The sequence below is a fragment of the Kitasatospora sp. NPDC048296 genome, assembly GCF_043201815.1.
Taxonomy (GTDB): Bacteria; Actinomycetota; Actinomycetes; order Streptomycetales; family Streptomycetaceae; genus Kitasatospora.
Genome location: NZ_JBICZB010000045.1, coordinates 45,574 through 64,830, shown reverse-complemented (window position 1 = coordinate 64,830; position 19,257 = coordinate 45,574). Strand labels below are relative to the sequence as shown.

The window sequence follows — 19,257 nt, the reverse complement described above, 5'->3', positions numbered from 1 at the left end:
TCGACTTTCTTCGCCGATCGTTGATCTACAGGTGTCCCGTTGCCTCGTTCAAGCCCCCTTGACCTGCGCACTCACGCCATAACGCAGCGGCGTTGGTCGCCCCGGTGTCCGGTGATCATCATCTGGTGGCCGTCCGGAATGAACTTGTCGTTCTTGACCGAGATCGGGACCGGCTTGCCCTGGTCCACCGACGACTCGACCTGGGCCAGCACGTCCTTGCGCTGGTCCGCGTCCCCCAGGTCCACGTTCTTGTAGCCGGCCCCGGTGTGGTCGCCGATCTCGGAGTTGGCGATGTCCTTGGACTCCCAGTCCCACATCCCGTCCGCCCCCAGGTGCATCCAGGAGCGGGAGTCGTAGACGCGGTTCGTCTCGCTGTCCCAACGGTCCTTGGCGGCCTGCCCGTTGTCGTACTTCGGGTCGCCGGGGTGCCCGCCGGTGGTGAGCTGGAAGGCGAACAGCGGGTCGACCATCGCCCGGGCGGTCACGGTCGAGGCGGCCACGCAGGTGTTGTGCTGGCCCTGGTCCCACGCCACGCCCCCGTAGCCGGTCCCGTTCTGGCCGGGCGCGGCCGAGTCCAGCTGCACCGGGGAGATCCGCGCCGCCAGCCAACCGGGATCGTCCGCGTGACCGTGGATCTGGTCGTCGAAGGCCTTGATCTCGTCGTAACTGTGCCCGGCGGCCAGCGCCTTCATCAGGTAGGCGCGCTCCTCCGGGGACTTGCTGCCGGCCAGCAGCTGGTCGAACCGGGCCCGGTCGGCGTCGCTCATCTGGTCCATCAGCTGGGCGGCCCGGGTGGCGTTGGCCTCGGTCAGGATGGTGCCGTCCCCCTGGTTGCCGCCGACGAAGGCGTCGACCAGGACCAGCTTGTCCTCCGCACCCAGGCCCTTGTTCTTGAACTTGCCCGCCAGCGCCTTGTCCGCGATCGCGTTCAACTCGCGGGCGGCCGTCCGACCCGCGTTCTCGGCCTTCACCGCGGCGTCGTAGATCGACTTGATGCCCTCCTTCGCCTTGGCGTGGGCGCTGTGCATCTTGTCGTCGTCCCAGTTGATCGGGTCCGGCGCGCCGGCGACGGTGATGTCGTGCAGCAGCTTCAGCGCCTCGCCCAGCGGAGCGGCGCCCTGCCCGTGCAGGGTCTGCGCCTCGCTCAGCGCGGTGGCCAGCGTGCTGAGCTGCTGGCGGCCCTTCTCCATCGCGTCGCGGCAGCGCGTCAGGTCGTCGGCGGAGGCCTTGACCACCTCGGCGGCCTTCTCGCCGACCTGCCCGGTCCAGGCGTCCGGCAGGTGCTGGGAGCTGACCTGCGCCACCTTGGTCTGGATCTGGTCCAGCTGGCCGACCGCCTTGTAGTAGGCGGCGGCGAGGTCGCCGACCTTGCCGGAGTCGCCCTTGGGGGCGGGCAGCTGCAGGGCGTCGTGGACGGCGTACTTGAGATCGCCCGCGCCCCACATGCCGTGCGACTCGTCGATGGTCTTCTTCAGCTTCTCGGCCTGCTGCCGCTGGGTGCCCGGGTCGAGGCCGAGCGGATTGAGCTCGTGGTCGGGCACGGTCAGGCCCCCGGCTTCTGGTACTGCTGCTCGACGCCGCCGTCCGTCGTGGTGTAGTTGGCCGCGGTGGTGTGCACCTTGCCCCCGAGGTCGGTCAGCGCGTCGAGGTTCACCCCGAGCTCGTCCTGCCAGGCCGACCAGAAGGCCTTGGCCGCGTCACCCGCGTACTCCCCGAGCACCGCCGGGTCCGACATGTTCAACTTGCCCAGGGTGTCCTTGACCGAGCGGACGTCCTGCCCCGCCGCGATCAGCCGGTCACCCGCGTCCCCGAGCTTGTCCGGATGCGCACCGAACCCCGTCCCGGCGCCGTCGCTACCCATGCCGCTCCCCCGATTCCCCGTCATACCGTCCGAAGATCGCCGGTCAGCATAGCGGCAGTTCTGCCGCCTCCCAGTGGGGAGAACGGCGGAGTGGAGGGGTGTCCGCACAACCCGCCGAATCTGTACGGAACGGGCACAGGATGAGGAAGAAGCCTTGGGGAACCGAACGCTCGAACAGCGGAGCCCCGCCCCCGCTCCCTCCAGTAGGTGCGGAACTTGCGCCTGGTCGCCTCGTCGGTCGCGTACACCCGGGCCTCGGTGGTCAGGAGCCGGCCGTCGTAGCGGACGTTCATGGCGATCTTGAGGAATCCGGGTTCGTCGCACACCGCGAGCGCCTCGGCGATCGACCCCTGCGGCTTCGGCCGCTCCTGCAGGCAGTCCAGCGCGACGAACAGGAACTCCCGGTCCCCGGCCTCGACCACCTCCCCCGCGCCGCCGAGGAAGTCGGAGACGATCCGGCGCTCGGGCGACACATCGGCCTTCGTCAGGGACATCAACGCGCGTGAGAGCGGCGCCTCGCCCCAGGTCGTCTCCATCACCGCGCGCATGACCTGCTCGGGGGTGGCCCGCCCGGGCACGGGCACACCGTGCGACTCGCGAAAGTGCCAGTGCGGTAGCACGTAATCTATCGTCGCGGCGCGCTGCTCGCCCATCGCACTCTCCAAGCGGTAGTGGTGCAGTCCTGTCCAAGTCCTCCCAGAAATAACGAGGTTGCGGCAATGCCGTATCGAACACCCTTAACCGGCGTGGCCAGGGCCCTGTGCGGGGCCGGCGCCGCGGGCGCACTGACTGCCGGCATCGCCACGGCGGCGGACGGGGGCTGGCTGTCGGCCGTCACCATGGTGACGGCATCCGTCATCACTCTCACGGCGGTCGGCTGGTGGCGGCGGGACCCGTCCCGGCTCCACCGAGCGGCGACGACCGTGGCCGTCTGTTCCGGCGTCGGCACGCTCCTGACCTTCCCCGGCCGGCCGATCAGGGCGGACTCGCCCGCCGCCCCGCTGATGTCGGTGGAGTACCTCGCCGTGCTGGGCCTGATCTTCGTCGTCACGCGTCTGTTCCCGCTGCGGCGGGCGGCCTCGCCGTGGCTGCTGCTGGGGACGGCCGGATCCACGCTGGTGCTGCGGGCGCAGGTGTTCGAGAGCTTCCCGGAGGCGGTCGGGCAGTGCGCCTTCCTCTCGGTCGGCGTGCTGGGTGTGGGAGCGGTCGGCGCCTACCTGTGCCGGCTCGACGACCAGAGGATGAACTCGGTCCAGGCCGCCCGCCGGGCGCAGCGCATCGAACTCGCCCGGGATCTGCACGATTTCGTCGCCCATGACGTTTCGGGCATCGTGGTGCTGGCCCAGGCCGCGCAGGTCATGTCGGCCCAACAGCCGCAGCAGGTGCTCGCGTTGCTCGAACAGATCGAGGCCGCGGGTCAGCAGGCGCTGAAGTCGCTGGACCGTACCGTGCACATGCTGCATCACACCGACGAGGGCACCGGCCCTGCGCAGGCGGCGCCGAACGGCCGGCCGGGTTCGTACGGGCTGGACGACATCACCGAGGTCGTCGACCGGTTCCGGGCCACGGGACAGGCGGCCGTGGAGCTGGACCTCGGGCTCGCCCCGGAGGCGGCCGTCCAGGTCCCCCGCGAGGTGGCCGGCACGGCCCACCGCGTCATCGTCGAGGCGCTCACCAACATCCGCCGGCACGCCCCCACGGACACCGATGTGCGGATCGCCGTGGAGCCCGGCGGTCACGGCGGGGTGCCCGGGCTTACCGTCACCGTCACCAACACCCTGTGGGACGAGGCCTCCGTCGGCCACCTGAACGACGGCGGCCGACGCGGCGGCCTCGGGCTGGTCGGCCTGGCCGAACGGGTCGAGGCCCTGGGCGGGACGCTCGACGCCGGTCCGTACGGATCCGGGAGCTGGCGGCTGCGCGCCGTGCTGCCGTTGGGCGCCCCGGAGCGGCCGGTGGGCCCGGCGGTCGCCTGAAGCACCGTCACACCACCGGCGCCGACGTCAACGGCGCGATCGTCTTCGTCACGGACAGCCGTGACCTGCCGCCGCGGGAGCCCGGTGCCGGCCGGCGAGGAGTCGGATGGCACCGGGCGGTGCGGGGCGGCCCCGGCTTCAGCGGTAGAGGAAGCCGGACAGCAGTGGGAGCCCGCCGAAGGGGTCGGATCCGGCCACGCAGGCGTCCTTCTTGACGAACCGCTTCACGTAGGCGGCCCCGTCGGTGCCACCGGAGGCGGGCGTGTCCGAGGGCAGGTAGTTGCGCGCGAAGCGGTAGTGGCCGCCCCGCCACTTGGACAGCGCCCGGTCCAGCTCGTGCCAGCCGGCCGCGAGGCGCGCGTTCCCGGTGTCCGCGAGTACGGCGGACAGCGGCTGATGGTCCCTGATCTCAGGGGCGTTGAGCATCTGGAGATGCTCGACGGAGCCGAACACCTCGGCCTTGCGCGGGTCGTACCCGTACACCGAGATCTCCATGGCGTGGTAGTTCAGCGACTGGACCGCGCTGGCCGCGCCGGTGTAGTTCCGGAAGGTCATGAACCCTTTCGGGGTGAGGGTGAGCAGTACATGGAACACGTCGCCGAGCAGACGCGCACACGCCCCGGCCAGTTCCAGCCGGGTGCCGGCCCGGGCCGGGAACTCGTCCTTGGTGGCGGCCACTTCCACCGCGAGCCGGCGCACCAGGAAGAACAGGTTCTCGCAGGACTGGACGGAGCGCAGGAAGACGTTCTCCTCGTGCACGGTGGACCGGGGGAAGCGGGTGCACTCGGCGAGCAGCGCCGTGCGGCGGCCCAGCTGCGGGTCGACCGCCGCCCGGTCGACGAGATCGCCGACCCCGATCCGGAGCAGCGGGTCGACGACGACGGCGCGCACCGCGGCGAGCGTCTCGTCCAGGCGCTCGATCCGCTCGTCGCCGCACTCCGGCCGGATGCCCGCCCGCCGGGCCTCGCGCTCCACCTCGGCCAGGTCGGTCAGGGTGGTGTGCAGGGCCAGCAGCGCCCCGGCGACCGGATCGTCCGGGAAGAGGTCGAGGAACCAGCCGTAGACGTGCAGGCAGGTGTACCGGTAGTACTCCGGTATCTCCAGTTCACGGCTCACCGAGCGGGTGAGGAGCCGGGTGACTTCGTCGGTGCCGGTCGCGGTCGGGGGAAGCGCGTCGTGCAGCGCGGCGAGTGACGCCGCCTCGGCCGGTTCCAGGCCGGCCCGGCCGCGCATCCGCTGAAGCGCCGCGGCCTCTTGTTGCCGGGGGGTCAGCAGGGCGTCGATGGTGCTCGTGGCGACGGTCAAGACCTTCTCCCCATCACGAGGTGCTTGTCCCAGGTGGAGCGGTGCACGGTGCAGTCGCCGAAGCCGGCCTCCTTGAGGAGTGCCGTGTACTCGGCCGCGGTACGGTGTCGCCCCTGGGTCTCCACGTGCATCGAGAGGTTCATCGCCGCGGTCGCCAACGGCCCGCCGTCCTCGTCGAAGAGCCGCTCCATGAGCAGCACCCGGCCACCGCTCCCGCACGCGTCGTACGCCATGCGCAGCAGCTCGACGCAGGTCGTGTCCTCCCAGTCGGAGAGGATGTAGCCGAAGGAGAGGCAGTCGGCCAGCGGCAGCGCGTCCTCGAAGAAGTCGCCCGGGGTGAAGCCGAGTCGGTCGCCGAACCGCCCGGCCTCGCGGGTGCGGTCCAGGAACGGGCCGACCTGCGGCAGGTCGAAGACGGTGACGCTCAGCTGCGGGTACCGCTTGAGCACGGCCACCGCGAAAGCGCCGCTGGCGCCGCCCACATCGACCAGGGTGCGGACGTCGTCGAGCTCGGCGAGCTGCACCAGCTCACCGGACACCCCGAAGCTCAGCTGCCACATGGCTTCCAGGAAGGCCTCGGTCGCCGCCTCGTCCCGGTAGATCGTCTCGAACGGGGCCGGCAGTTCGGCGTCGACGGCGGCCTTGCCCCGCGCCAGGTAGTGCGAACCCACCCTGGACGACGTGTACATGGCCCTGAATCACTCCAGTCCCGCTAGGTAGGGAGTCCCTCGATGACCATCGTCACCAACCGGGCGCCGGAGCGCCCGGACCTCCGGGCCGACCGGCCCACCCACCGCTACCAGGGATCGGGCATCGGACGGCAGATCCTCGTGCTGTCCGGCCGGTCGCTGCGGGCGCTGCGCGACCCCGCCCTGGTCGTGCCTGGTGTGCTCGAACCCATCCTGATGCTGACCGTGTTCAGCCAGGTGTTCAAGAGCCTCGCCCAGACCTCGTCCTTCCCGGCCGGCGTCACCTACATCGACTACCTGCTGCCGGCCTTCCTGGTCACCAGCGCGGTCAGCGCCGCCCTCAAGTCCGGTGTCGCGCTGACCACCGAGCTCAACAACGGGATCGTCGCCCGTTTCCGCTCGATGCCGATCCGGCCCGCCTCGATCCTGATCGGCCGCAGCATCGCCGACACGGTACTCAGCGGTGTGAACATGCTGGTCATGGTGGTGGCCGGCGCACTGGTCTTCGGTTTCGATCCGGCCGGGGGCGTGCTGGGCGCGGCCGGCGCCCTGCTGATCGCCGTCATGCTCAGCTGGTCGCTCGGCTGGGTGTTCATGGCCTTGTCCGCGGTGCTGCGCCGTCCCGAGGCCATGCAGCCCATCGGAGGGATCGTCAATCTGGTGCTGCTGTTCGCCTCGAACGCGTTCGTCCCGGTCGACGGCCTTCCCGGCTGGCTGCGGGCCTTCGCCGAGGTCAACCCGATGTCCCACGCGATCACCGCGGCACGGGAGCTGGCCCTGGGTGAGGCGCACCTCAGCAGCCTCCTCGTCCCGCCCGCCATCTGCGTGGTCATCGTCCTCGTCGCCGCTCCGCTGGCCGTGCGCACCTTCCGCCGGGTCCGCTGACCTTCGCACCCAACGCCTCGGGCCGCAACCCTCCATGGTTGCGGCCCGAGGCGTTGGGGTGTCGTCGACGGTGGTTCACCCCCGGTGGCAGTACCCGCAGGTCCCGCGCCGGCGCAGGTAGTAGGCGAAGGTGGCGGCGCCCAGCGCGGCGCCCCAGACGATCCACAGCATCCCCGGGTAGTTGGTTCCCCACCCCTGGGGCTGGTTCCCGCCCCGGATCATCATGACGCCACCGGGGATGAGCACCACCGACACGATCGAGGCGGGGATGATCGCCGTGGCGAGGTGGACCGGCTTGCCCGCCTTGAACCAGACCCACCGCGGCCAGACCTCGCCCCAGCGGTGGACCAGGCCGTGGGTCAGCACGCTCCCCAGGAACGACGCGATCGCCAGGCCGAGTCCGATCTCCAGCATGCCGGTCGTGTCCTGCATGTCCTTGAGGAACTCGTCGGTGATGCCGAGCGGGTAGCCGAAGTACCACGCGAGCCGGGTCACTTCGTACGGGATGGTGGACAGCACGCAGACCAGCACGGCCTTGCGTCCCCACCGCGCGGCGGCCTCCGCCGTGGTCCACGCCGCCGCCCGTCCGCCGCGGCCGCAGTGCACGCACAGCCCACGGGTACGCCGCTGGTAGGCGAGGGTCGCCGCGGTCCACAGCAGGCCGCCGACGAACAGGATGATCAGGTTGTTCCGGTGCCAGAAGAGGATCGAGCCGATGCCGCCGTCCTGGCCCGGCACTCCGGTGAAGGCGAACACCAGCCAGAGGGGGGCGAAGATGGCCAGGGCCAGCATCGTGTAGTCCCCGAGGACCAGGGTGAACGCGATGGCCTGGGTCCAGCCGATCACCAGCAGCAGGCGGCGGGCGCCCCTGGTGGTCCCCCGCTGCCGTGCCATGAGCACACCGGCGACCACACCGATCAGGCCGACCGCGGCGATCACCGGAGCGACCACGGCGGCCGGGCTCGGCTCGAGGAGGGACCCGGACGAGTGGTCCTCGGCGACGTGCGCGAACGGGTAACCGGCCCCGCCCAGGGCCCAGTACAGCCCGGCCGCGCCGTAGAGCAGCGACCACACGGCCGCCGCGTACCCGGCCCAGTCCGGCCAGCCCGACCACCAGCGGCGCCTGGCCACGACGTCGGGCGACACCTGCCGCTTGCTCTCGACCTTCACCGAATGCGCCATCGCGCTGGTCCTCCTTCGCCCCGCCCCGAGGCGGTGGTTGTTGCCGTGAGTACAGGATTCCGGCGCACAGGTGTCGGGCACATCTACCGATCGGGAGAGATCGGTGGGCCGGAACCGTTTCGCCGGCCGCCCGTCCAGCGGCGTCCGGCGGCGTCCGACATGACGGCAGGGGCGGGGGGGGGGGCCCCCCCCCCCCCCCCCCCCCCCCCCCCCCGGGGGGGGGCCCGCCCCCCCCCCCCGCGGGGGGGGGCCCCCCCCCCCCCCCCCCCCCCCCCCCCCCCCCCCCTGCCGTCGGGTGTCAGCCCTCCAGTTCGCGCAGCTTCTCCCGGACCGCCCGGGCGACCTCGGCCACATGGCCGGTGCCGAGCAGCTGCCGGTGCTTGCAGCCGATCTCCCTGACCTCGACGCCGGCCGGCGCGGTCCTTCGTCCGCACCGTCCACCGGTACCGGCCGCCGTCCTTCAGCAGGCCTGCAGGAACCTGCCAACGGGGGGAGTCGATCCAGCCGGACGAGGTCACCTGGCCGGTACGCGGGCTGTCGCCGGTGCCGATCACGAACTCGTAGGCGGACGCGGCCGACTGTCCCGTGGCGGCCAGTTCGGGCCGGGGGTCGGCCAGGGTGGCGCCGTCGACGGGGCCGGCCGGAGCGGTCGCGGGCCCGCCGTCCAGGGCCGGCCCGGACGCCTCGCCGAATGCCCCGTCAGGCCAGGCCGGCTGGTCCGGGGCCCCCTCCGCGGCGGACAGCCACCCCACCCTGGTCGCATCACCGTGCGATCCGGATCCGGACGCCGCGGGGGCCTCGGCGCCGAGCAGCGCGAAGGACAGCGCCGCCGTCGCCGCGGTCGCCACCAGCGCTTTGAGTTTTCCGGCGTGAGCCATGCCAGGTCACCAACTCCGTACCATGGGATACGCGCCGCGCCCGCGGCGCTCAAGGTCCAACTGCCCCGATGCTGGCAGCGGTTGAACCACGGCCGAAGCCCACAGAGAATCTTTGAATAAGGCACCGGTGGCCGATCGGCGCGATCGGCCACTACGGTACCTACCGTGACGACCCGCATACTCCTCGCCGACGATCAGGAATCCGTACGCATGGGATTTCGCCTGATTCTGGACTCCCAGCCGGACATGGAGGTCATCGGCGAGGCCGCCGACGGCCTGCAGGCCCTTGAACTGGCGACCGAACTGAAGCCGGACGTGGTACTGGCCGATATCCGCATGCCGCGCATGGACGGCTTGGAGCTCACCCGGCGGCTCGCCGGGCCGCAGGCCGAGAATCCGGTGCGGGTTGTCGTCGTGACGACGTTCGGACTCGACGAATACGTCCACACCGCGCTGCGCAACGGAGCCTGCGGGTTTCTGCTCAAGCGCTCCGGCCCCACGCTGCTCGTCGAGGCGGTACGTGCCGCGATGGAGGGCGACACCCTGATCAGCCCCTCACTGACCGTCAGCCTGCTGCAACACCTCCAGGAAGCCAAGCCCGCGCCCACGCAGCCCGTCGACGTGCTGACGGAGCGGGAGCGGGAGATCGCCCTGCTGGTCGCCAAGGGCCTGACCAACGCGGAGATCGGGGCCGAGCTGTTCATCTCGGCCGGCACCGCCAAGACCCACATCGCCAACGTCCAGCGCAAGCTGGACGCCCGCAACCGGGTCGGCATCGCCGCCTGGGTGTGGGACAGCGGCCTGGCGCACTGAGCGGTACCCGCGGAGCGGCCCGGCGCCGGGCCGGTGCACACGGCCCGGCGCCGGTCGACTCACACCGTACAGACGCCCTTCATACTGTCGATGAGGGCCAGCACGGCCCAGGCGGACGGCAGGATCATGCGCCCCTCCCGGGTGAGTCTCGCCCCCGTCGAATCACGGGTGAAGAGCTGGGTGCCCAGCGTCTGCTCCAGGCACTTGATCTGGTAGCTGATGGCAGGCTGCGAATATCCCAGTGCTTTCGCGGCCTGATCCATCCGGCCGATTTCAGCAACAGACACAAAGGCACGGAACTCACGCTCGTGCATCTATCCCCCTGTCGATCGACGGATCACAAGCGTCTCCACCGGCTCCCCGCGTACTACCGCCAGATCCCAGTGAATTCGACTCCATATCAGCTCACTTGAAGTAACGGGGCAATGGCTGATGCAGGAAGCTGCAACTCTCCTGCCCGCCTGCCCGCCTGCCCGCCGCACGGCCAGGCCGTCAGCACGTCGAACCGGGCTCCCCGGCGGGCCCGCCCCGATCGGGCGCGGGCCCGACCCACTTCGAACTCTTGGAAACACGCCTGCGCCCAACGGCGTGCACCCCTAACGTCCGAGAAAAGCGCAACTGCCGGAGCCGAAGGCACGGAGGACGGACATGACAGGCACCCGGGCACTCTCCAAGTACTGGATGCTCACCAATGACTTCACCCAGAACCCCTTCCCGGTCCTTGAGTACGTACGGCGCGAGAGCCCGGTGCGCGAACTCTCCATGCCCGGTGGCGGACGGGCCTGGGTGGTGACCCGCTACGAGGACGCCAAGGCCGCGCTCGCCGACCCCCGGCTGAGCCGCGACATCCATGTCCACTACCGGCTGATGTCCGAACGGACCGGCCGCACCCTGACGCCGCCGCCCGAGGAGGCGAACCACCTCGCCAATCTGGAGCCGCCGCGCCACACCCCGCTGCGCCGGGCGATCAGCTTCGCCTTCACCCCGCGCCGGGCGGAGGCCCTGCGCCCGCGCGTCGAGGAGATCGCCGACGACCTGCTCACCCGCCTGGCCGGGCAGCCCCGCCCCGATCTGATCGCCGGGTACGCCGACCCGCTGCCCGTCATCACCATCGCCGAGCTGATGGGCGTACCGGCCGACGCCTGGCCGGACTTCCTGCGCTGGTCGACCGCGCTACGCACCCACTCCCCCACCGAGAGCTCCGGGGTTCTGGACAGCAGCATCCAGGAACTGTCCGGCTACATGGCCGAGTTGATCGCACGCAAGGAGCGGGAGCCGGGCGAGGATCTGCTCTCCGCACTGATCCACGCCGACGAGGAGCGCCGGCTGACCAGCACCGAGATCCTCTCCACCGGCTTCGCGCTGATGACGGGCGGCAACGACACCACCGCCAGCCTGGTCGGCGGGGTGATCGCAGCGCTGCTCACTCATCCGGCGGAGCGGGCCGCGCTGCTGGCGGAGCCCGGCCGCTGGAGCAAGTCGATGGACGAGCTGATCCGTTACGTCAGCCCCATCAGCAATGCCCTGCAGCGGGTCACCACCGAACCGGTCGAGCTGGGCGGGGTGAGCATCCCGGCGGGTGAGGTCGTCATCATCAGCGTGCTGTCGACCAATCGCGACCCGCACCAATTCCCGGACGACCCCGACCGGTTGGACCTGGACCGGCACAAGCCGGCCCACCTCAGCTTCGGCTTCGGCATCCACTACTGCTCGGGCGCCCATCTGGCGAAGGTCATCACCGAGATCGGCGCCCGACGGCTCTTCGACCGGTTCCCCGATGTCACCCTGGCCGTGGACCCGTCACAGCTGCGCTACCAGCTCAGCCCGGTGGTCCGGCCGCTGGAGGCACTGCCCGTCCGGCTCTGAGCCCACCCGGTCAGGTGGGCCGGCGCATCGCCGTGTACAGCGCCCTCAGCATGAGGATCGCACTCACCACCAGCACGTGGTAGCCGAGCAGCGGGAACAGCTCCAGCTGCCCGGTCACCCGTGGCCCCTTGCCGGTGCCGAACACCACCAGCATCACGCCCATCAGCCCGGTGCAGGCGGCCAGCAGGGTGACCGTGACCTGGTGGATCAGCCCGGAGACGAAGCGCCGCTCCCGCTCGTCGGCGAGGACCCGCACCCGCACCCCGAGTCGTCCCTCCTCCAGGGAGGCGCTGATGCGCTCGGCCCTCCGGGGCAGCCGACGCAGCATCGGCAGGACGGCGAGGAACTCCTGCACGGCGCTCTGCGCCAGGGAGGCGTAGCCGGACGGCCCGCCCCTGCCCGTGGGCCGCCCGCTCCCGGAGCGCGCGGCACCGAAGGTGAACCGGTCGGTGAGCCTGCCGACGGCGAACGCCCGGGCCTCGTCGAGCAGATTGAAGTCGGGCTCCAGCTGGGTGAGCGTGCCCTCGATGGTGGCCAGGGCCCGGAAGCACGCGGCGACTTCGGGCGGCACGGCGAGCCCGAAGCGGGTGAGCATGCGAAACAGCGCGGTGAACATGTGGGTGTCCGCCTGCGCGCCCGCTCCCAGGTGGCGGGCCATGAAGCGCCCCAGCTCCTTCTCCAGCAGCAGGGCGTCGGGTATCAGGTCGTCGTCGGTGGTGGCCCTGGTGCCCAGCAGGCTGAGCAGGGCGTCGTGCAGCCCGGCCGGGTCGCCGCGGTCGACGGCCACCAGCAGTTCGTGGATGGAGAGCCGAACGGACGGGTCGATGCGGCCCACCGAGCCGAAGTCGATCATGCCGATCCGCCCGTCGTCGAGCAGCAGCAGGTTGCCCGGGTGAGGGTCGGCATGGAAGACGCCGACCTCCAGGATCTGATGGAGGACGGCGGTCAGGATGGTCCTGGCCAGTGCGCGGCGGTCCAGGCCCGCCGAGTCGGCGACGGGACCGGCCCGGTCGAACGTGACGCCCTCCAGCCACTCCTGCACCAGGACCCGGGCCGAGGTGTACTCGTAGTACACCTGCGGGATCCGCACCGGCGCGTCGGGTTCGAGTCCCCCGCTGGCGCCCGCGACCGCCCCCGAGTTCCGGGCCTCGATCCGGAAGTCCAGCTCCTCGCGCAACGATTCGGCGAATCCGTCGCCCAGTTCGCGCAGGCCCAGGGCCTGCGCGGAGCGCGCCCTGGTCTGCAGGCCACGGGAGATGGCGAGAATGATGTCGAGGTCGCGCTCGACCGCCTCACGGATCCCCGGACGCTGGACCTTGACGATGACGGTGGGACCGCCGATCAGCCGAGCCCGGTGCACCTGGGCGATGGAGGCGGCGGCGAGCGGCTTGTGCTCGATCCACTCGAAGACCTCCGCGAGCGGCTTGCCCAGCTCCTCCTGGAGGACGACCTCGATCTCCGGCCAGGACTCGGGTGGCACGTCGCTCTGCAGCCGGCTCAGCTCGTCGATGAAGTGCGGCGCCAGCAGATCGCGACGGGTGGACAGGACCTGGCCGAACTTGATGAGCGCCCCGCCGCACTCCTCCAGGGCCAGCCGTAGTGACCTGGCGGACTGCTCCCCGAATTCACCGGGCTGCAGCGCCCGGTCCCAGCCGGCGCGGCCGCGCAGCATCCGGCTCAGGCCGTGCCGCATGAAGATCCGGCTGATCTGCGAGTAGCGGCGTGCCCGGCCCAGCCGCCGGCCCATGCCGCGCAGCGCCTGCAGGGGCCGCGCCCAACTCCCGTACGGGACGAAGACCTCGGCGAACACCAGACAGGCCATCGCGGCGAACAGGGACAGCGCGATCTGAAGGGTGCTGAGCGCACCGAGGTTGTCCTTGTTGTGCACCGCCCGCCCGAAGGCCGTCAGTGTGCTCAGTCCCACCAGCCCGGCAGCCAGGGCGCGAAGCGGACCGACGCTGACGCCGAGCAGCCGACGCGAGGCCACCGACACCCCGAAGACGACGATCCCGAGGGTGACCGCGACCGCCAGCACGATGAAGAGTGCGAGGGACATGTCGTCGATCCCACCGGCAGCCAGAACGGCCATGAGGTGCTCCCTTGCTAGGTCGCCCGCCACCCTAGGCCGCGGCCCCCGACCCGGCTCAGATCCCTGGCAGCTTCATGCAACCCCGCACCTCCGGCGCGCCACCATCCTGCCAGCGGCCCCGGTCCCTGACGGAACGGCAGGAAGGCCGTTCCCGCCGTCCGGCGGAAACGGCCTTCCCTTCCGGGAGACAGACGAGGACACCCTGGTACGGCTGCTCACCCGGCTGTGGCTGCGTGCGATCGGCGTCGACCTCGACACTGTCGAGCAGGCCGGGCGCGGTCGGCGCGGCGGTCGGCGCCCTCCGGACTCCGTTGACAGGGACGCCGACTCGATGCCTGACTGTAGTAGCGTGCGCGCGATGGTTACATTCGGGAGTCGAATTGTTACGCTGCGAAGCTGTCTGCAAGCGTTACGGCGCAGGCCGGTGGATCCTCAGCGATGTGGACATGAAGGTCTCCGCCGGCGACGTGGTCGCGGTGGTCGGCGCCAACGGTTCCGGGAAGTCAACTCTGCTGAAGATCCTGGCCGGGCTGTCGCAGCCCACGTCCGGTACGGTCTCGGCCCGACCGCCGGCCATCGGGTACGTACCGGACCGTTTCACGGCGCACGAACGCGTCTCGGCGATCTCCTACCTCACCCACATGGGACGCATCCGAGGCATGTCGACCTCCGCCGCCCGCGCCCGGGGAGGCGACCTGCTGGAGCGGCTGGCCCTCGTCGGCGGTCCGACCGCGTCGCTGCACACGCTCTCCAAGGGCAACGCGCAGAAGGTCGCACTGGCCCAGGCCCTGCTCGTCCGGCCCGACCTGCTCGTCCTCGACGAGCCCTGGTCGGGCCTGGACGCCTCGGCCCACGGCGTCCTGGGCGAGTTCATCGACGAGGCGGCCGCCCACGGCGGCGCGGTGGTCTTCACCGACCATCGCGAGGCGATCACCGGGACGCACGCCAACGGCGCCTACGCCATCACGGACGGCAGGGTCACCTGGCGGGGCGCCACACAGCCCGGGGGCCCCGCCCCGATGGTGGAGCTGGTCCTGACCCCGCCGGCCACCGGCACCGTTCCGGCCGAGCTGGACTGGTGCGCGCTCCCGGGCGTGGTGGACGCCGCCCGCCGGGGCCGGGACATCGCCCTGCGGGTGGCCCGGGAGCACTCGGACACCGTACTGATGACGGCACTGCAGCACCTCTGGTCGGTGGACGCGGTGACCAGGGCCGCGCACGACCACGGTTCCCGGACCGACGACGACGCCAGGAGTGTCGCCCGATGATCTCCCTGGTCCGCTACATGTGCACGGTTCTGCTGCTCTCCCAGCGCTACCTCGCGCCGCTGCTCCTGTTCGTCGGCCTGGCCGCCGTGCTGACCAGCAGCGACACCGGTCCGCTCGCCGCCACCTACTCCGCGGTGGCCGCCTCCATGCTGCTGTGCTCCACCTGGCTCACCATGGCGCTGATCGGCCTGGAGGACCCGCCGCACCGCTCGATCGTGGTCGTCAGCGCGGGCGGCCACCTGAGGGTCCTGCTCGGATCGGTCGCGACCGCCGCCGCCTGGTGCCTGCTGCTGACGGTGGCCGGCCTGGGGCTGCCACTGCTGTTCGGGACGCACACCGTCGGCCCCGCCGACCTGGCCCTCGGTACGGAGGCCCAGCTCGTCAGCGCCTTCTCCGGCATGGCCGTCGGGCTGGTCTGCTCCCGGCTGGTGTTCCGGCGGCAGGGCTACGCGCTCGTCGTCGCCCTGGTGCTCCTGCTGGCCGTCATGCTCGGCAAGGGCGTGTCCCCGGTCAACGTCATGCTGACCGACCTCCAGCACACGTCGAACTCAGCGGACGTCCTGGGTTCCACGAGCGTCCTGGTCGCCGCCGCCGCGCTGCTGCTCGCGGTGGGAACGGCCGTCACGCACGCGATCACCGCCAGGAAGAGCTGAGCCGACCGCTGAGGGGACGTCCCGCACCGGGCACGGTTCGGAGCGGAGCAGCACGGCCGTGCGGATCATTCGGATTCGCTGCGCGGGGAGGGCCGGACAACCGGCCCTTCCCGCTCGGCGCCTTCGCCGTGCCCGTGCGGTCAGCGCAGCCGGTCGTCGACCAGCCGGGCGAGGCGGCGGACGCCCTCGTCGACCTGCTCGGGAGTCAGCAGGCTGACCGAGAGGCGGAGCTGATGGGCTGCCTCGGGTGCGTCGTGGAAGTGGTGCATCGGGGTCCAGAGCACCCCGTAGTCCCGGGCCGAGAGCTCCAGCAGCTCGTCATCCGCCCGGAACGGCACGGTCACCACCAGGAAGAAGCCGCCACTCGGGGTGTTCCAGTGCACCCCGGAGCCCGCCGGGAAGGCCTCGGCCAGGCCGGCCAGCAGGCGGGCGAGATTGTCCCGGTAGAGGGCGATCTCGCGCTCGTTGGCCTTGAGCAGGCTCCCGTCGTGCTCCAGCAGCTTGCCGGCGATCACCGCCTGGGCGATCGGCGGGGTGTTCACCGTCAGCATGCTCTTGATCTTGGCGAGCTCGTCCGCGAACAGTGAGACGGCTCCGGACGGCCCGCTGACCAGCTGATCGGCGAGCACGAAGCCGACCCGGGCGCCGGGCAGGCCCGTCTTGGCGTAGGAGCCGAGGTAGACCACACGGCGGCGGGTGTCCAGTGCCTTCAGCGTGGGCGGTCGGTCGGCCCCGGCCGAGAACAGCCCGTACGGGTTGTCCTCCAACAGCAGCAGGTCCTCCCGCTCGGCCAGTTCCAGCAGCGCGTGCCGGGTGGCCAGGTCCAGGCTGAGGCCCGACGGGTTGGAGTGGTCGGCCAGCAGGTAGCAGGCGCGCGGGCGCAGGCCCTCGGCGCGGGCCTGGCGGACGGTCACGGCGAGGTCGTCCAGGTCCAGGCCGTCCGGGCCGCTGCGTACGGTACGCACCGGCAGGTCCGCCAGCCTGGCCGCGCCGGTCAGGCCGACGTACGTGGGGGCGACGGCGAGCACCACGTCCCGGTCGTCGGTGCGCAGCGCGCGCAGCACCAGGAACATCGCCTCCTGGCAGCCGACGGTGACGACCAGCGCCTCGGGGTCGGCCTCGATGCCCTCGTCGACCGCCAGGTTGCGGGCGACCAGGTCGTGGATGATCCCCTTGGTCCGGCCGTACTGGTAGAACGCCCGCCGGGCCTGCGCCGGGCTGAGCCCCAGCTCGTCCGTCAGGTGGCTCTCGAAGCGGCGCAGGTAGCGGTGCACCTCCTCGATGTCGAAGAACTCCTCGTACGGCCGCCCGGCCGCCAGTGAGAGGGCGTCCGGGTAGCGCCCGGCCACCTCGTTGAGGAAGTTCATCGACTCCAGGGCCGGGTCGGCGAGCGAGGAGTGCAGGTGGGCCAGCTCCAGCTGGCCCGGCGTGGACGGCGTGGTGTCGGTCATGAGTGCTCCCGAGGGCATGGGCGCGGCCGGGTGACGGTGCGCAGGGTCCGGGCGTCGGCGGGCGAGGCGCAGCCGGCGAGGCCGAGGGCGTCGTCGAGTTCCGCCGCGAGCAGGCCGAGCACCTGCTCCGCGCCGCTCTCGCCGTCCGCCGCGAGGCCCCAGATGAGCGGGCGGCCGACCAGGACGCCGTCCGCTCCCCGGGCGAGCGAGCGAAGGACGTCGAGGCCGCTGCGGATGCCGCCGTCGAGCAGCACCTGGCAGGTGTCGCCGACCGCTTCCCGGGCTTCTCCGAGCAGGTGGACGGCCGGGACGGCCCCGTCGAGCTGGCGTCCGCCGTGGTTGGAGACCACCACCGCGTCCACACCCAGCCCCGCGGCCAGCGCGGCGTCCTCGGGCGCGAGGATGCCCTTGAGGATGATCGGCAGCCGGGTGGTGCCCCGCAGCTCGGCGACGTCGTCCCAGGTGAGGTCGGGTGCGAAGGCCAGCGCGGTGTGGGCGGCCACGGCGGAGCGGCCGGTGCCGGCGTGGTGGGCGGCGGAGCCGGCCGCCTCGGTGAGGTTGGCGGCGGTGACCTCGGCGGGCAGGGCGAAGCCGTTGCGGATGTCCCGCAGCCGGCGGCCCATCCAGGGCACGTCGACGGTGAGCATCAGCGCGGTGCAGCCCGCCTCCTCGGCGCGCCGGATCAGGTCCAGGCGCTGGGCGCGGTCCTTCAACCAGTAGAGCTGGAACCAGGTTTCGGCGCCGGTCGCGGTGATCTGCTCGATCGGGAAGCTGCTCAGGGTGGCGGCGGTGAACGGCACGCCGGCCCGTCTGGCGGCCCGCGCGGCCGCCAACTCGCCCTCGGGGTGGGCGAGTCGGTGGTAAGCGACGGGAGCGACGGCGACCGGCATCGCGGCCGGGGCGCCGACCAGCTCGCAGCCGCTGGAGCGGGCGGACACGTCCCGGAGCATCCGGGGCACCAGGTAGATCTCGTCCAGCGCGGCGCGGTTGGCGGCGAGCGTGGTCTCGGCGCCGCTGCCGCCCGCCACGAAGTCCCAGACCTCGGGCGGCAGTACGGCGGCGGCCCGGCGTTCGACGTCGGCGAGGCTGAGCGGCACGGGTCGGGTCACCGCTCGCTGCCGTCCCGCTTGAGCCGTTCCGCCTCGACCGCCTCGTAGAGCGCCTTGATGTTGGAGCTGCCGAAGGTCTCGGCGCCGATCCGCTCGATGACCTCGAAGAAGAGGGTCTTCCGCTCGTGCGCCGAGCGGGTGAAGATCTGGAACAGCTGGCCGCCGTGGTCCTCGTCGATCAGCAGGCTCAGCTCGCGCAGTTCGTCCACCGTGTGGGTCTTCGGGGTGACCCGCTGCGCGAGGGCGTCGTAGTAGGCGCCGGGGGTGGCGAGGAACTGCACACCGCGGTCGGCGAGCACGCGCACCGAGGCGACCGCGTCCGCCGTGCTGAAGGCCACGTGCTGGACGCCGGCGCCGCCGTGCTTCTTCAGGAAGGAGTCGATCTGGCCGGGGTCCGCGCTGGTGTCCGGCTCGATGACGGTGAACGTCACCTCACGCGAGATGCTCTGCACCACCTTGGAGTTCATGGCCTGGGTGCCGACGGCGATCCGCTCGGCGAAGGTCTGCTCGAAGCCGAGCACGCTGCGGTAGTACGCGACGGTCTGGTCCAGCTCGTCCGCGGGGACGACCACCGCGAAGTGGTCGACCTCCAGCAGTCGGGGCAGGTCGGCGCTCTCGTCCGGCTGCCGCTCGACCGGGCTGAAGCCGATCGGAAGGCGGGCGGGGTCGGCGGGGTCGCGCTGGACGAAGGTGTGCACGATGTCGCCGAACCCGGCGATGGTCGCCGTCACGGCGGGGTGCTCGCCCGGGTGCTCCTGCGGCGCGGCGACCGGGCGGCCGCCACGGCGCACGGCCTCGGCGAACGCCTCGGCGGCGTCCGTGGTGCGCAGGGCGATGTTGGCTATGCCGTCGCCGTGGGCGAGCACGAAGGCGGTCGCCGGGTGGTCGTCGACGGTCGCCTCGGTGAGCACCAGGGTGATCCGGCCCTGGACCAGCGCGAGGCTTCGGAAGCCCTCCGCCGGGGAGCCGGCGGCGCCGACCACGGTGAAGCCGTACCGGTTCCGGAAGTCGGCGGCCGCCGCCTCGACATCGGACACGTGCAACTCTACGTGATCGATGCCGAGATCGGCCGGGAAGGGGGCGGTTGGCATGGCAGACATGCGGGGAGGTCCTCTGCTCGATCGATGACCCGTCAGTGAACGCGACAGTAGTCGGCCGGGCTGAACCTCCTTACGGGCCGCCAACTCGGCGCGACGATGGACAACTTCCGACTCAGTCAAGGGAGTTGGAGA

Annotated in this window: 17 protein-coding genes; 6 read left to right on the top strand and 11 right to left on the bottom strand. The window is 71.5% G+C overall.

The window, feature by feature from the left end; all coding sequences use genetic code 11:
* Window positions 1-71 precede the first annotated feature (71 nt).
* Genes ACGF12_RS24650 through ACGF12_RS24640 form a run of 3 tightly spaced genes read right to left on the bottom strand, consistent with a single transcriptional unit; the run spans window position 72 to window position 2,514 of the window.
* Window positions 72-1,541 carry a hypothetical protein gene (locus ACGF12_RS24650; protein WP_393033962.1) on the bottom strand — a complete coding sequence of 490 codons (1,470 nt, stop codon included), beginning with the start codon at window positions 1,539-1,541 and terminating at the stop codon, window positions 72-74.
* Window positions 1,542-1,543: 2 nt separating this feature from the next.
* The gene (locus tag ACGF12_RS24645; protein ID WP_393033959.1) at window positions 1,544-1,861 is read right to left on the bottom strand and encodes a WXG100 family type VII secretion target; all 318 of its coding nucleotides are present in this window, start codon (window positions 1,859-1,861) and stop codon (window positions 1,544-1,546) included.
* Window positions 1,862-1,881: 20 nt separating this feature from the next.
* Window positions 1,882-2,514 (bottom strand): hypothetical protein, encoded by a 633-nt coding sequence (locus ACGF12_RS24640; RefSeq protein ID WP_393033956.1) that lies wholly within the window; start codon window positions 2,512-2,514, stop codon window positions 1,882-1,884.
* Window positions 2,515-2,607: 93 nt separating this feature from the next.
* Between ACGF12_RS24640 and ACGF12_RS24635 the strand changes: the two genes are divergently transcribed.
* Window positions 2,608-3,837, top strand: a complete 1,230-nt coding sequence (locus ACGF12_RS24635) for a sensor histidine kinase (protein WP_393033953.1) — start codon at window positions 2,608-2,610, stop codon at window positions 3,835-3,837.
* A gap of 138 nt (window positions 3,838-3,975) precedes the next feature.
* Here the strand turns inward: ACGF12_RS24635 and ACGF12_RS24630 are convergent, their stop codons facing one another.
* Both ACGF12_RS24630 and ACGF12_RS24625 read right to left on the bottom strand, forming a co-directional pair.
* Window positions 3,976-5,142, bottom strand: coding sequence for a hypothetical protein (locus ACGF12_RS24630; protein ID WP_393033950.1), 1,167 nt, complete (start codon window positions 5,140-5,142; stop codon window positions 3,976-3,978).
* Window positions 5,139-5,831 (bottom strand): methyltransferase, encoded by a 693-nt coding sequence (locus ACGF12_RS24625; RefSeq protein WP_393033947.1) that lies wholly within the window; start codon window positions 5,829-5,831, stop codon window positions 5,139-5,141. The genes ACGF12_RS24630 and ACGF12_RS24625 overlap by 4 nt, the downstream gene beginning before the upstream one ends.
* A gap of 42 nt (window positions 5,832-5,873) precedes the next feature.
* Here ACGF12_RS24625 and ACGF12_RS24620 point away from each other — a divergent pair, with 42 nt between their 5' ends.
* Entirely contained in the window at window positions 5,874-6,716 is an 843-nt protein-coding gene (locus tag ACGF12_RS24620) for an ABC transporter permease (protein WP_393033944.1), read from the top strand.
* A gap of 75 nt (window positions 6,717-6,791) precedes the next feature.
* On the opposite strand, the gene ACGF12_RS24615 is transcribed toward ACGF12_RS24620, so the two are convergent.
* Complete coding sequence (locus ACGF12_RS24615; RefSeq protein WP_393033941.1) at window positions 6,792-7,898, bottom strand: NYN domain-containing protein; 1,107 nt, start codon at window positions 7,896-7,898, stop codon at window positions 6,792-6,794.
* Window positions 7,899-8,941: 1,043 nt separating this feature from the next.
* Here ACGF12_RS24615 and ACGF12_RS24610 point away from each other — a divergent pair.
* Entirely contained in the window at window positions 8,942-9,589 is a 648-nt protein-coding gene (locus tag ACGF12_RS24610; protein WP_393033938.1) for a response regulator, read from the top strand.
* 59 nt (window positions 9,590-9,648) lie between these two features.
* Here the strand turns inward: ACGF12_RS24610 and ACGF12_RS24605 are convergent, their stop codons facing one another.
* The gene (locus tag ACGF12_RS24605) at window positions 9,649-9,903 is read right to left on the bottom strand and encodes a LysR family transcriptional regulator (RefSeq protein ID WP_393033935.1); all 255 of its coding nucleotides are present in this window, start codon (window positions 9,901-9,903) and stop codon (window positions 9,649-9,651) included.
* Window positions 9,904-10,237: 334 nt separating this feature from the next.
* Between ACGF12_RS24605 and ACGF12_RS24600 the strand changes: the two genes are divergently transcribed.
* Complete coding sequence (locus ACGF12_RS24600; protein WP_393033932.1) at window positions 10,238-11,455, top strand: cytochrome P450; 1,218 nt, start codon at window positions 10,238-10,240, stop codon at window positions 11,453-11,455.
* Window positions 11,456-11,465: 10 nt separating this feature from the next.
* Here ACGF12_RS24600 and ACGF12_RS24595 read toward each other — a convergent pair whose 3' ends face one another.
* Window positions 11,466-13,544 (bottom strand): ABC1 kinase family protein, encoded by a 2,079-nt coding sequence (locus tag ACGF12_RS24595; RefSeq protein ID WP_393033929.1) that lies wholly within the window; start codon window positions 13,542-13,544, stop codon window positions 11,466-11,468.
* A 440-nt stretch (window positions 13,545-13,984) separates the two neighbouring features.
* Between ACGF12_RS24595 and ACGF12_RS24590 the strand changes: the two genes are divergently transcribed.
* Together ACGF12_RS24590 and ACGF12_RS24585 are read left to right on the top strand one after the other, a co-directional pair.
* Window positions 13,985-14,812 (top strand): ATP-binding cassette domain-containing protein, encoded by an 828-nt coding sequence (locus ACGF12_RS24590; RefSeq protein ID WP_393033926.1) that lies wholly within the window; start codon window positions 13,985-13,987, stop codon window positions 14,810-14,812.
* The gene (locus ACGF12_RS24585) at window positions 14,809-15,465 is read left to right on the top strand and encodes a hypothetical protein (protein WP_393033923.1); all 657 of its coding nucleotides are present in this window, start codon (window positions 14,809-14,811) and stop codon (window positions 15,463-15,465) included. The genes ACGF12_RS24590 and ACGF12_RS24585 overlap by 4 nt, the downstream gene beginning before the upstream one ends.
* Before the next feature lie 140 nt (window positions 15,466-15,605).
* Here the strand turns inward: ACGF12_RS24585 and ACGF12_RS24580 are convergent, their stop codons facing one another.
* From ACGF12_RS24580 to hppD, 3 genes are read right to left on the bottom strand one after another with little or no spacing between them, the layout of a single operon-like run.
* Entirely contained in the window at window positions 15,606-16,916 is a 1,311-nt protein-coding gene (locus ACGF12_RS24580) for a PLP-dependent aminotransferase family protein (protein WP_393033920.1), read from the bottom strand.
* Window positions 16,913-18,025, bottom strand: a complete 1,113-nt coding sequence (locus tag ACGF12_RS24575) for an alpha-hydroxy acid oxidase (RefSeq protein ID WP_393033917.1) — start codon at window positions 18,023-18,025, stop codon at window positions 16,913-16,915. The genes ACGF12_RS24580 and ACGF12_RS24575 overlap by 4 nt, the downstream gene beginning before the upstream one ends.
* Window positions 18,022-19,125 (bottom strand): 4-hydroxyphenylpyruvate dioxygenase, encoded by a 1,104-nt coding sequence (gene hppD / locus ACGF12_RS24570; RefSeq protein ID WP_393033914.1) that lies wholly within the window; start codon window positions 19,123-19,125, stop codon window positions 18,022-18,024. Before hppD ends, ACGF12_RS24575 begins: the two co-directional genes overlap by 4 nt.
* Window positions 19,126-19,257: the final 132 nt, after the last annotated feature.